This window comes from Mesorhizobium sp. P171375 (assembly GCF_057786075.1).
This window is the reverse complement of record NZ_JBYNWF010000001.1, coordinates 2,469,306-2,482,860: the sequence shown is the minus strand read 5'-3', so window position 1 is coordinate 2,482,860 and position 13,555 is coordinate 2,469,306. Positions and strand designations below refer to the sequence as shown.

The following is a 13,555-nucleotide window of genomic DNA, read 5'->3' as shown; positions in this document are numbered from 1 at the left end:
CGCGATTGAACGGCGATCGATGGCCAGGATGGAGGAGCGTGGGGACGGTGATCAGGTGCGCAATTGAGGGCCGCTATTTCGCACCGCCAAGAGCCCATCAGGCAGTGGCGCCGGCGCGCGCAGCAATTGTGATAGCCGCGCTCCACCATCTTCACGCCATCGCGCGTCAAGCAGCGCATGATGAAAGGAAACTCGGTCATGGCGCCCGGCGGCGCGGAAAGCTTCTGCGGTCACCGGCAGAAGACGCCTCGCCCGGTACCGGGCGAGGCGTTTGCCGCTTCACTCACCATTACGGCGGTTGGGGCGGGACCAGATGAGGCTGTGGCCCTCGCCTTCCTCGTCGGCGAAGAGGTTGGCGTAGATCGGAGCGGTGAAGCTCGGATCGTCCAGCTTGAGGCCGAGATAGTCACGGCCCTCGTTGGAGCGCTTGGACCAGGCGGCGCCGATTTCGGCCTTGCCGACCACCACGCGGTGGCTTGGAGCGTTCTCGCCGCTGGCCCTTGTATCGGGGACGATGCGCACGCCCTTGGCCTGGACGCTGAGGGTGACGATCTCGCCGGTGAACTCGTTCGCATTGGTCTTCTTGAAAGTGCCGATGGTAGCCATTTTCAGTCTCCGTTTTCTCGTTTCCGAGCCCGCACCATGCGACCTCGATGGCGATCGTGGGGCCGGAGGCGGCCGCCGCCGCATCGCTTGCGACCGCAGCGAAGCGGAGGATGGCGCAGGCGCGCGTTTCTTGGTTCCGCGAGGAATGGGCTTCGCCCAGGGGAAGAAACGCGCGACGCACCATTGCGGCATAGGCGGTCGAGGCTTCAGCCGTCCTTCGGCCAGATCAGCCCGTTCGAGAGGTCGTTGGTGCGCTACGTCGAAAAGAAGGAGGGAGGCAATGGCGGCATCAGTGGCCCAGAGACAAAACGGACTGGTTTGCCAGGACGTCAGCCTACAATGGCTTGCTCCGCATCAAAGCGTTTGCCCATCCGCTGCCAAGCGCATACGACGACACACTGCGCGTGTCGTGTTTGGGGCTGACAGCAGACCGCCTGCTTCGAGGCAAGGATTTCGATAAGCGGACCTTCAGGCTCTCGCAAACATCGACCTGATCTGACCCCGTGCAGACGGTCAGGCTAGTTGTGTGAAAGCGCCGACTGAAAGTCCTGGTGTCTTGCGCATAGTTGGGGTCGCTCCCGGGCGCGTTTTTTGTCTGTGTTAGCCGGGCCATTGCCCGCCCCTACTGTCATTTGCGATATCCGGCAGATGATTGATGCTGATGTTGTGCTAATTATATGGGCGTCATGAGCGTGGCTAAGAAGGTCCGCTAAGCGCCACTAACAGCCATTCGCCTCCGGAATACTGAATGCCTGGATCCGACCCAACTTGGACATTTGGGACGGTGAGTAGGCTTACCCGAAGCGGACGTCGAGCCCGCAGGTCAATTCAGAGATAAGACGCGTTATCGTCTGCGATGAAGCAACCGGCAGCCGCCTGTTCCGACGAAGGGCGAGGGTCAGCCGATGAATTGCGTATCACCATTCTTGATTTCCACGCCTGGTTTCTCCAGTCGGTACGACCGTAGGGTTGGGTTTGGTCAGCCATTAACTGTTCCGCTAGGTTGGATGTTGACCCCCCCCCAAGAGAGTTAATAATCCCCTAATATAAGCGTCGCACAAAACTACACTCGACATGCAACAACGAGTTGGACGACGCCATTGGGGCTTGGGAAACACAACGCGGCGAAGGGTATCGTCGTAGCCATCACCATTTGAGCCATCACTCGCCCGCGACCGGCCACCCATTGTGCTGGCCGTCGCAAGGCGACAGTGTTGGGGCTTTCGGGTGCGCTGACAGGATTGATGTCTGCCGGAATCTGCATGTCAGGAGCGCAATGATTTTCGGCAGGAAGCGGCTGGTCTTCAATACGGTCGACAGGCGCGGGGGCGTCTGTCGTTAAACAACAGGGGTGAAAAATGGCTACTCAGATCACCGGAGCCGGTGGCACCACGACGTCGTTCTCCAACACGCCGCAGGCGAAGGACGATCTTCTTGCCTATTTGGAAGATGCCACTGGCGTCTTGATCCTGAATGTATTGGCAAACGATCTGGGAGGAGCGGCCAAACAGCTGTATTCCATCGACAACGCAGACAGCCTTACGACAGCAACGAAGATATACGCGCCGGCAGATCTACTGGCACGCGACATCACATACTCCAGTGATAGTGCAGCGCTCGCCGCGCTCCCCGCGACCGCGAATACGAGCCTTCTAGGCGCTCGCATCTGGATAAGCACCGATGGTACGATCCACTACAACAAGGCAGATATCGACGCCCAGGTGCAGGCACTTGGGCAGGGGCAGGTTCTCACCGACAAAGTGACCTACGCCATTCAGCTCGGCAATGGCACGCTAAGCTGGGCCACGGCTACCATTCAGTTCACCGGCGCCAACGACGCCGCGGTGATCACTGTCAATGGTGCCGAAGACACCTCGGTGACGGAAAAGAGCGGTGTCGCCAACGGCACAGCAGGCGACGCCTCAGCCTTCGGCGATCTCAATGCGACCGATGTCGACAATGCGGCGACCTTTAACGTGCAGGCCGCCGTCGCCAAGACCTATGGCACCTTCTCGATCGATGCCAACGGCACCTGGAGCTACACGCTCGACGACAACAACGCCGCGGTCCAGGCGCTTAACAGCACCGGAGCGAACACCACGCTGCATGAACTGGTGACGGTCACCACCGCCGACGGCACCCAGAAGGTGATCGACATCACCATCAATGGCGCCAATGATGCCGCGGTGATCACCGTCAATGGTGCCGAAGACACCTCGGTGACGGAAAAGAGCGGTGTCGCCAACGGCACGCCAGGCGACGCCTCAGCCTTCGGCGATCTCAATGCGACCGATGTCGACAATGCGGCGACCTTTAACGTGCAGGCCGCCGTCGCCAAGACCTATGGCACCTTCTCGATCGATGCCAACGGCACCTGGAGCTACACGCTCGACGACAACAACGCGGCCGTTCAGGCGCTTAACAGCACCGGAGCGAACACCACGCTGCATGAACTGGTGACGGTCACCACCGCCGACGGCACCCAGAAGGTGATCGACATCACCATCAACGGCGCCAACGATGCGGCGGAGATCACCGGCGATGCCTGCGGCTCGCTGACGGAAGCCTCCGGCGTTGCCAACGGCACGGCCGGCACCTCGCCGGCAACCGGCGATCTCGACGCCAGCGATGTCGACAGCGGCACCGACTTCTCGGTGCTGACCAACGGCGTGCACGGCACGCTGTCGATCAACGCGGCCGGCGAATGGAGCTATGCGCTCAACGAGGACGATGCCGCCGTCCAGGCGCTCAACACCGGCGATCCGGCACTCACCGACACCATCACCGTGCAGACCTCCGACGGCACCACCAAGGACATCGTCATCTCGATCAACGGCGCCAACGATGCGGCGGAGATCACCGGCGATGCCAGCGGCTCGCTGACGGAAGCCTCCGGCGTTGCCAACGGCACGGCCGGCACCTCGCCGGCAACCGGCGATCTCGACGCCAGCGATGTCGACAGCGGCACCGACTTCTCGGTGCTGACCAACGGCGTGCACGGCACGCTGTCGATCAACGCGGCCGGCGAATGGAGCTATGCGCTCAACGAGGACGATGCCGCGGTCCAGGCGCTCAACACCGGCGATCCGGCACTCACTGACACCATCACCGTGCAGACTGCCGACGGCACGACCAAGGACATCGTCATCTCGATCAACGGCGCCAATGATGCGGCGGAGATCACCGGCGATGCCTGCGGCTCGCTGACGGAAGCCTCCGGCGTTGCCAACGGCACGGCCGGCACCTCGCCGGCAACCGGCGATCTCGACGCCAGCGATGTCGACAGCGGCACCGACTTCTCGGTGCTGACCAACGGCGTGCACGGCACGCTGTCGATCAACGCGGCCGGCGAATGGAGCTATGCGCTCAACGAGGACGATGCCGCCGTCCAGGCGCTCAACACCGGCGATCCGGCACTCACCGACACCATCACCGTGCAGACCTCCGACGGCACCACCAAGGACATCGTCATCTCGATCAACGGCGCCAACGATGCGGCGGAGATCACCGGCGATGCCAGCGGCTCGCTGACGGAAGCCTCCGGCGTTGCCAACGGCACGGCCGGCACCTCGCCGGCAACCGGCGATCTCGACGCCAGCGATGTCGACAGCGGCACCGACTTCTCGGTGCTGACCAACGGCGTGCACGGCACGCTGTCGATCAACGCGGCCGGCGAATGGAGCTATGCGCTCAACGAGGATGACGCCGCCGTCCAGGCGCTCAACACCGGCGATCCGGCACTCACCGACACCATCACCGTGCAGACCTCCGACGGCACCACCAAGGACATCGTCATCTCGATCAACGGCGCCAACGATGCGGCGGAGATCACCGGCGATGCCAGCGGCTCGCTGACGGAAGCCTCCGGCGTTGCCAACGGCACGGCCGGCACCTCGCCGGCAACCGGCGATCTCGACGCCAGCGATGTCGACAGCGGCACCGACTTCTCGGTGCTGACCAACGGCGTGCACGGCACGCTGTCGATCAACGCGGCCGGCGAATGGAGCTATGCGCTCAACGAGGATGACGCCGCCGTCCAGGCGCTCAACAGCACCGGAGCGAACACCACGCTGCATGAACTGGTGACGGTCACCACCGCCGACGGCACCCAGAAGGTGATCGACATCACCATCAATGGCGCCAACGACGCCGCGGTGATCACTGTCAATGGTGCCGAAGACACCTCGGTGACGGAAAAGAGCGGTGTCGCCAACGGCACGCCAGGCGACGCCTCAGCCTTCGGCGATCTCAATGCGACCGATGTCGACAATGCGGCGACCTTTAACGTGCAGGCCGCCGTCGCCAAGACCTATGGCACCTTCTCGATCGATGCCAACGGCACCTGGAGCTACACGCTCGACGACAACAACGCCGCGGTCCAGGCGCTTAACAGCACCGGAGCGAACACCACGCTGCATGAACTGGTGACGGTCACCACCGCCGACGGCACCCAGAAGGTGATCGACATCACCATCAATGGCGCCAATGACGCCGCGGTGATCACCGTCAATGGTGCCGAAGACACCTCGGTGACGGAAAAGAGCGGTGTCGCCAACGGCACGCCAGGCGACGCCTCAGCCTTCGGCGATCTCAATGCGACCGATGTCGACAATGCGGCGACCTTTAACGTGCAGGCCGCCGTCGCCAAGACCTATGGCACCTTCTCGATCGATGCCAACGGCACCTGGAGCTACACGCTCGACGACAACAACGCGGCCGTCCAGGCGCTTAACAGCACCGGAGCGAACACCACGCTGCATGAACTGGTGACGGTCACCACCGCCGACGGCACCCAGAAGGTGATCGACATCACCATCAATGGCGCCAACGACGCCGCGGTGCTGTCGTCTGCCTCGGTCAACCTGACCGAGACCAACTCGGCAGCCGATATCTCGACCTCCGGAACACTGACCATCTCAGATGTCGACAGTCCGACAACCTTTGCCGCCCAGGCTGGGACCGCGGGCAGTTACGGGACCTTCGCCATCAATGCGGCCGGCGCCTGGACCTACACCGCATCCTCGGCGCATGACGAGTTCGTCGCCGGTCAGCATTACACCGAGAACTTCGATGTGGTCAGCTCCGATGGCACACATACTTCGGTCGCTATCGACATCCTCGGCACCGCCGACGCTCCGCCACGGTTCGCTCCGACGGACATCCAGCTCACGCCTAGCACCACTACCGGAGACGTGAATTTCAGCGCGTTCCAATTCACGGGAACGTTGAGTGCAACCGACCCGGATCCTGGCAGCTTTGTCTACAGCATCACCTCGCAATCGGACGTAGGACTGTTCTCGATCGCCGGCAGCACGCTGAGCTCAGGAGATCTCTCGCCGAGCAAGACATTCTCCGTGACCGTGCAGGCGACGCAGGTCGGCGACCCCGTCGGGCCCGCCTACCAGTACAGCGAGACGTTCCAGGTCATCACCGGCACCAACGGTAACACGGTCGATGGCAGTGGAGCCAATGGCGGCGACGACGTTCTTTACGGCAATGGCGGGGCGGACTCGATCTTCGGCCTGGCCGGCAATGACACGTTGTTTGGCCAAAGCGGCAACGACACGCTGAGTGGCGGCGACGGCAACGACAGGCTCGTCGGCGGCGTCGGTGCCGACACGCTTACCGGCGGGGCGGGCTCCGACACGTTCTACTATGGACCAACCGTCACGGATTCCGCGCCGACTGCCGGCAATTTCGACACCATCACCGACTTCGTGCACGGGGTCGACAAGATCGACCTGTCCTCGATCGATGCCAGCGGAGCCGCCGGCGATCAGGCTTTCCTGTTCGGCGGGCAGAATGCGCTCACCGTCGCCAACAGCATCACCTGGTCGGAAGTCGGCGGCAACACGATCGTCCGCGCCGACGTGACCGGCAACGCAGCAGCTGACTTCCAGATCACGCTGACTGGCATCGGGCTAGGCCTGACGGCGAGCGATTTCGTGCTTTGAGACCATGAGGTGAGCCGCGTTGCGGCTCACCTCCCTTAGCGTTTCCTGATGCAGCTTACGCGTTAAGGTTTACGACAGGAATATCGACAGGCCGCATGGCCGATCGAAGGACCAGGAGTAGTATCGGTTCCGGGCGTTGGACAGGGGGGGCGGTTTTCCGCTGGGTATTTGAGTCTCGACAACAAATCCAAGATCGTGAAGGACGCGCTTCGGGCGTGCCGCTACTATTTCCTGGTCGCGGCGGCGTTCAGCCTGGCGATCAATCTGCTCTACCTGGCCTCCCCACTTTACATGCTGCAGATCTACGACCGGGTGGTCACCAGCGGCAGCGAAACCACGCTGGTGATGCTGACCCTGGTGTTGCTGGCGGCGTTCCTTTCGCTGGCCGGCCTTGACCTGGTACGCGCCTCCGTGCTGACGCGTGCCAGCGCGCGGCTCGACCGGCTGCTTTCGGCAAGGATCCTCGCCGCGTCGGTCGAAACCCCATCGGCAGGCTCCTCGCCGAGCCAGCCTATCCGCGATTTCGACACGTTCAGGCAGGTGATCACCGGCAGCGGCATCCATGCCCTGTTCGACCTGCCATGGTCACCCATCTACATCGGCATCATCTTCCTGCTGCATCCGTGGCTCGGCTTCTTCGCACTGGGCTGCTCATTGCTCCTGGTCGCCATGGCAGTGCTCAACGAGTATCTCGTGCGCTCGCCGCTGAAGCAGGCCAACGACCTGGCGACGACCAACTATAACTTTACCGAGATGAGCCTCAGAAATTCGGAAGTCGTTCGCGCCATGGGGATGATCGACGGTCTCATCCGCCGCTGGGGGCGCGACCGCAACCTGGCGCTGCGGCGCCAGGCGGAGGCAAGCGATCGCGCCGCCCTTATGTCAGGTCTAATCCGTTTCCTGCGGCTAACCATGCAGTCGCTGATCCTCGGCCTCGGCGCCTATCTGGTGATCGAGCGGCAGATCACCGGCGGCACCATGTTTGCCGCGAGTCTCTTGCTGGGCCGGGGGCTACAGCCGGTCGAGCAGATCGTTGGCCTTTGGCGCAGCCTGATCCTGGCGCGGGCGGCGTTGGCAAGGGTCGAGAAGCTGGTCGACGGGGGAGCGCAGAACGAAAGATCGTTCAACCTGCCGAAGCCCACCGGCAAGATTTCGGTCGAGCAGGTCAGCTTTGCAATTGTCAGCCAGCAGAAAGTGCTTCTCCGGGACGTATCGTTCCGGCTGGACGCAGGCGAGGCGCTGGGAATCGTCGGCCCTTCCGGCGCCGGCAAGTCGACGCTGGCGCGTCATCTCGCGGGCGTCATGCAACCCAGCCGCGGCACCGTCAGGCTGGATGGCGCTGACCTGTCGCAATGGGGGCACGATGCGCTAGGCGACCACATCGGCTACCTGCCGCAGGATATCGAGCTCTTCTCCGATACGGTCGCCGCCAACATCGGCCGTTTCAAGACCAATGTCGACCAGGAGGTGATAGAGGCCGCGCGGCTCGCTGGAGTGCACGAGATGATCATCCGCCTGCCGCAGGGTTACGAGACCCAGATCGGCGAAGGCGGCGCAGTGCTGTCCGGAGGATATCGGCAACGAATTGCCCTTGCCCGGGCGGTGTTCGGCACACCGAATTTGATCATTCTCGACGAGCCGAGTTCCAATCTCGACGCCGATGGCGACCGCGCGCTGAGCGACTGCGCGCTTGAGCTGAAACGCCGCGGCAGCACGGTGATCATAGTCTCGCATCGGCCCTCGACGTTGGCCAATGTCGACAAGATCCTTCTGTTGCGCGATGGCGCCGTCGAGGCATTCGGGATGAGAAACGAGATCGTGGCGCTGCTCAACCAGCGCGCGGCGCCAATGGCGGTGGCGACCCAATGAGCTGTGGCCGGAGAGATCGATGAGCGACGGCGCCCTCACTTACCGAAGCCTGCCCGGCGAGGTCGGCATCGTGGCTACGGATTCGATCCGGGTGCCGGCCTGTGTCGGCCTGCTGATCATAATCGCCTTTTTCGGCATTTTCGGCGGCTGGGCAGCCTTTGCCCCACTGAACGGTGCCGTGCTCGCCGACGCCATCGTCAAGGTGGAAGGCAATCGAAAGAGCGTACAGCATTTCGACGGCGGCACCGTGAAGGAGATCCGCGTCAAGGATGGCGACGTCGTCAGGAAGGGCGACATAATGCTGAAGCTGGACGACACCAGAATCCGGTCAGAGTTCAATCTCTATGCCCAGCAATATGCGCTGTTGGGCGCAACCGATGCCAGGATCCGGGCCGAACTGGATGGCAGCGAGGCCGTTGCCTTTCCCAAGGACATTCTCAAAGAGCACGAGGACTACCTCAGGGATGCGATGGCGAACCAGATCGCCGATCTGGAAAGCCAGCGTGCCTCGATGGCCGGCGCCAAACAAATCCTCGCGCGGCGCATTGCCGAGCTCGAGGAGCAGATTCAGGGCAAGCAGTCTCGGGTCGAATCCTACCAGGCCCAGCTGCAATCGACGATCGACGAGAAGGCCAGCCTGTCAAAGCTGCTCAAGGCCGGATTGACAACCCGCCCGCGCATTCTGGAGCTGGAACGATCCGCCTCGGATCTGCAGGGTCTGATCGACGAGAACCTCGGCGCGATCGGCGGCAGCCAACAGAGCAAAGCCGAACTTCAGAGCCAGATCGCGCAATTGACCTTTGAACGCCGAGCCAAGCTGTCGGCCATGTTGATCGATACGCAATCGAACCTTGCCGACCTTGTGCCCAAGATGTTTGCCGCCCAGGCTGCCATGGACCGGGCCGAAGTGCGCGCGCCTTATGACGGCCAGGTGATGGATCTCAGCGTATTCTCGATCGGTGCGATCGTAGCGCCAGGCCAGACAATCCTCGACATCGTGCCGACCGAGAATTCGCTGATCGTCCAGGCGCAGGTTCGTGTCGAGGACATATCGAACCTGAGACCCGACATGGCCGCCGAGGTTCGTTTCACGTCCTACAACCAGCGTTCGATACCCATAATTCATGGACGCGTCACCCGCATTTCGGCGGATCGCATCACCGACACCAAGACGGGGTTTCCCTACTACCTCGCCGACGTGGCAGTCGATCCGGTGGAATTGGCAGCGGCCCCACAGATTGCGCTTTACCCAGGCATGCCGGCGTCAGTCATGATCGTTACCGAGGAACGCACCGCACTCGACTACATTTTAGGCCCGCTGGTTGTGTCGTTTCACTCGGCGTTTCGCCAGAAGTAATGGGGTTCGCGCCAAACCTAATCGCGATTCCAATATCGACGGGTGGTCAGGCTCGCAACGCGCAAAGAAGGCGGAGAACTCCCCCAGCATTTCCACCCCGGCCTGAAGCCGCCGCGAGCTAATACGTGCGCAAATGGCGCGTCCCTGACATTCCATCTGTTTCCGATTTGGGTGGCGGACATCGGCAAATGACTGCTTCTGGTCGAATGTACCTCTAATCACTTCGTCCGATATGTGGCGCAAAGCCGCCATCCGCTTCAGGATTGAGAGTAAGCGTTGGGCTGGAGACAGCGCAAGAAAGTGAACAACGCGGCCGACGGCACTCGTCAGAGATGGCGCCTTCGCGCGCGCAGCAATTGGCGATAGCCGCGATCGACCATCCTCAGCCCGTCGCGCATGAGGCGATACGTCTGGTAGCGAAAAGTGGAGTCATGCCAGTCGGCGGCGCTGACCAGCCGCGGACCGAACAAGGCGGTCGCGACTTCAAAATGGGATGCCCGCTGGGCGCGGCCATCAAGGCATCGCAGCATGTGGCCTAGGCGCCGGCGCTGGGCCGTAGTCAAGCGGGCGTCGGGAACGTGTTGCCTATGGATAGAGCGGATGAACCGTTCGATCGCCTGGAGCCTGTCGTGCGCCATGTCGTCGAGCGGGATGATGGCGGCAAGGGGCTCGCCTGGCTTCGCGTCGTCGAGAAGCGCCAGTTGCGTTCCGACCGGCGAAGAGCGCATGTGAAGGCCCACCTCGTCATGCCGGCCCGCGGCCAGCGAGACGCCGGAGGCGATGCCCTCTCGCGCTCGCAGATCCGGCGGAACTTCGACAAGGTTCACGACCCCAGGATCGATCTGAGGTGCCCAATAGACTGGCTGCTCGACGGCGGACTGATCAGGCCTGGCTGCGAAACTGTAAACCCCAGCGCTTGCGCAACGCGCGCATCGCCTTGGCGGAGTGGGAGGCGGCGAAGTCCTGCTGATACTGGGGATTGCGTCGCAGGAACTCCCAGGCGATCACATCGGCGGCGGCGGCTTTGACGAACGCATATGCTTGTGGGTCACGCCACTGTGATGTATCTGGCTTCATCCGCATCCTTCCCTTCTCAAGGATTTGATAGAGGGACGCGGCGTTGGACGAAATCCTTGGATTCCGTCATTGACGAATGGACGAAGAGAGATCTCGGCGCCGAGCAGTCAGGCCGAGAGTTTGCGATGCCTACTGGCTCGCGCCTTGCAACGTCTTGAATGTGTCCGTCCAGGCGCGATAGGCATCATCATCACCTTGGCTCCAGGCACTGAAGGCGCGCCAGGCAGCGAACGATGATGCAGGCTGCTCGAACAGCGCACCGATCGACTGATTGCCTGCGGGCCAGCCGGGAGGCTGACCGCTTATCGCTTCATGCGTGAGGCGCCGCAGATCGGCCAAGACCGAACGGATGTGCGGCAGCGGAAATTCGCAGAGGTCGGTGTTGTCAGTCGCCTCCCGAAGGATGACCGCGAGCTTGGCGACCACGCCCGCCAAGGATTGAGCAGGCGTCGCGGCAATCTCAGCCAGCAAGGCGTCGGCCTTTTCAGCGCCATCCTGCTCTTCCTTCAGGAAATCAGGACAGTCGCGGTCGGCGCAAGCCCCCTCCCCGCGCCCAATCACTTCGCCGACAGGAAAGAGCGCGCCGCTCGCCAGGAGCCCCGCCTCAGCCTGCTGCTGCCGGACACACGAGGCCAGCATTCCAACGTGAGCGTCGATCCAGGCAAGGGACAGGACCAGTGCTGGATCGGCCAACGGCGGATCTTCGGTTGCATGGCCAACCAAAGGCTTAGGATGCCCGGCGATCAACGAACTGCGTGGCTTCCGTCCAGGCGTGACGGATGGCAAAGTCGTGGTATTGTCGGAATCAGCCATGATCCGAGCTCCACACAGCTTGGTTTTGGTCAGGTCGGGCACGGGTGTTCGTGCGCTCTGCTCGACCGTTTCACCGCAGCATTGGCGAGATTGGAGATCACCCCTCCCAGGCCACATGCGTCGGTAAACGGTGGTGATTTAAATGAACGCAGGCAAAAAATCAAGCCCTATGGCATCAAATGATACTTTTGGTATAGATGAACTTACAAGCGGACAAATGCGAGCCGCACGCGCTCTGCTTCAATGGGATCAGAAAACGCTGGCGGAACGGTCGAAGGTTTCCCTGGCTACAATCAAACGACTTGAGCCTCTGGCGGGTCCGATAAGGGCAAACAGAGTGACTATTGACGCGTTGCGGCGTGCATTCGAATCCGCAGGTATACAGTTTCTTCCGGAGAATGGTGGAGGCGCTGGCGTCCGCCTCGCCAAACGTTCTGATCAATCATAGGCGAGCTTCCGGGGTCACCGGCAGAAGACGCCTCGCCCGGTACCGGGCGAGGCGTTGGCCAGCTATCACGAAGCGTCTTTGGGCGTCAGAGGACATTCCCGACGGACCAACGACCATTCAAGGCCGCGATATCGACGAGGTCTATGAGCGCGTGATGGAGGTGGCGCGGGCAGAGGCTGACGGAAATACACTTATCGTTCATCTCGACCTGCCATCCCTCGACACCGTGATGTTGCCACTGCCAAACAACTACCCGATGGCTGAGCCGCTTGAATCCGGTGCTCGTCAGGAATGGCTGAGGGAACTCGTTGGCTGGTGGCAGCTCGGCCGGTCAAAGCTGGAACAGCGCATGCCATTTGTCCATGGGAGCCGGTTGCGTCGCTATGGTGGCAAGATCGATCAGATCGAGCGCATCAAGAAGCTTCTTAAGCAAAAGGCCAGCACACGTGCTCTGGCCGTGTTGGTGGATCCGTTCCGCGACTTTACCGCTAATGGAAGCGGCGAGGAGTTTGCCTCCTGCAGCCTCGTCGAATTCAGCGCAGGATTCTCGGAAACGGTCGGAATTCAGTGGAAGTAATCGCGTTCTATCGAGCCCAGGAGTTCGCGCGATGGTGGCCGATCAACGTCGCCGAGCTGCGATCGCTGCAGTTGGAGGTGTGTCGCCATCTGGATTTCGCTCCTGGGCGGATCACAACTATTGCTGCCGACGCCCGAACGCATTCCCGCAGCCTACGCAGGTTGCCATGCCAATTGTCGATCGCTGGCTCGACCAGGCACCTGAGCGGTTGCATGCCCTGGCGAATGTGCTCGTTCAGAAGGGCGCGCGAAACGAGAAGGAGCGCGTCGCGCTTGGGGGTTGGGGCCGCTGCCTAATTGAGCTTGAAGATGTGGCCAAAAACTACAATCCAGATGGCGTGCCGGTCGCCGTTGAAGGTCTGGAAGTACTGGCATCCTACGTGCAGATCAATATCGAAGGCGACGCTAAGCTAAGTGGGCTCGTACGGGGACTGACAAGATTGGCCGAGGACAATCGGAGCTTCGAGCATTGAGCGCGTGATCGGGCGGCCTTTGACACTTGGTCCAAGCGCACACTGGCATCCATTGCTGACCTTCGCGAAATGACGGCGCTGCGTGTCTGAGCCAGCCCACCTGCGGAATGCGAACGGCAAAGCCCTGCCTTCTCGTAAAGGCGCGCGCCCCTATCCCAGTACCGCTGTTAAAGCCATAGTGAGCAAATAGCAGACGTGCGGTTCGAGCTGTAGCGCTGCCTCGGGCCGGGTTCAAAGGACCACCGGCCGCAACTTGTCCGGATCATCGCTCATGTGGATCGATCTCGCGGACGATCTGGGAAACCTCTCCTTCATATTCGTCGGCCCGCACCACCGTGAGTGTTCCGACGCCGGCGCGGAAGATAACGATGCTGACCATGGC

General features: G+C 61.9%; 9 protein-coding genes. 5 read left to right on the top strand and 4 right to left on the bottom strand.

The window, feature by feature from the left end; all coding sequences use genetic code 11:
- Nucleotides 1-279: 279 nt before the first annotated feature.
- Nucleotides 280-606, bottom strand: a complete 327-nt coding sequence (locus tag ACYHH6_RS11710; protein WP_113190782.1) for a DUF736 domain-containing protein — start codon at nucleotides 604-606, stop codon at nucleotides 280-282.
- 1,358 nt (nucleotides 607-1,964) lie between these two features.
- Between ACYHH6_RS11710 and ACYHH6_RS11705 the strand changes: the two genes are divergently transcribed.
- From ACYHH6_RS11705 to ACYHH6_RS11695, 3 genes are all read left to right on the top strand, one after another.
- The gene (locus tag ACYHH6_RS11705) at nucleotides 1,965-6,560 is read left to right on the top strand and encodes a beta strand repeat-containing protein (RefSeq protein WP_488500430.1); all 4,596 of its coding nucleotides are present in this window, start codon (nucleotides 1,965-1,967) and stop codon (nucleotides 6,558-6,560) included.
- A gap of 195 nt (nucleotides 6,561-6,755) precedes the next feature.
- The gene (locus ACYHH6_RS11700) at nucleotides 6,756-8,429 is read left to right on the top strand and encodes a type I secretion system permease/ATPase (protein WP_352590852.1); all 1,674 of its coding nucleotides are present in this window, start codon (nucleotides 6,756-6,758) and stop codon (nucleotides 8,427-8,429) included.
- Between the two features lie 19 nt (nucleotides 8,430-8,448).
- Complete coding sequence (locus tag ACYHH6_RS11695; protein ID WP_352590855.1) at nucleotides 8,449-9,786, top strand: HlyD family type I secretion periplasmic adaptor subunit; 1,338 nt, start codon at nucleotides 8,449-8,451, stop codon at nucleotides 9,784-9,786.
- A gap of 326 nt (nucleotides 9,787-10,112) precedes the next feature.
- Here ACYHH6_RS11695 and ACYHH6_RS11690 read toward each other — a convergent pair whose 3' ends face one another.
- The 3 genes from ACYHH6_RS11690 to ACYHH6_RS11680 all read right to left on the bottom strand — a co-directional run bounded on the left by ACYHH6_RS11690 (nucleotide 10,113) and on the right by ACYHH6_RS11680 (nucleotide 11,676).
- Entirely contained in the window at nucleotides 10,113-10,613 is a 501-nt protein-coding gene (locus ACYHH6_RS11690; protein WP_352590858.1) for a DUF2285 domain-containing protein, read from the bottom strand.
- A gap of 55 nt (nucleotides 10,614-10,668) precedes the next feature.
- Nucleotides 10,669-10,863: a transcriptional regulator domain-containing protein gene (locus ACYHH6_RS11685; protein ID WP_352590861.1), complete on the bottom strand. Its 195-nt coding sequence runs from the start codon at nucleotides 10,861-10,863 to the stop codon at nucleotides 10,669-10,671.
- A 129-nt stretch (nucleotides 10,864-10,992) separates the two neighbouring features.
- Nucleotides 10,993-11,676: a hypothetical protein gene (locus ACYHH6_RS11680; RefSeq protein ID WP_352590864.1), complete on the bottom strand. Its 684-nt coding sequence runs from the start codon at nucleotides 11,674-11,676 to the stop codon at nucleotides 10,993-10,995.
- Nucleotides 11,677-12,074: 398 nt separating this feature from the next.
- Here ACYHH6_RS11680 and ACYHH6_RS11675 point away from each other — a divergent pair, with 398 nt between their 5' ends.
- Nucleotides 12,075-12,701: a thymidylate synthase family protein gene (locus tag ACYHH6_RS11675; RefSeq protein WP_352590867.1), complete on the top strand. Its 627-nt coding sequence runs from the start codon at nucleotides 12,075-12,077 to the stop codon at nucleotides 12,699-12,701.
- Between the two features lie 31 nt (nucleotides 12,702-12,732).
- On the top strand, nucleotides 12,733-13,173 hold the full coding sequence (locus ACYHH6_RS11670) for a hypothetical protein (RefSeq protein ID WP_488500429.1): 441 nt from the start codon (nucleotides 12,733-12,735) through the stop codon (nucleotides 13,171-13,173).
- The last annotated feature ends 382 nt before the right edge of the window (nucleotides 13,174-13,555 follow it).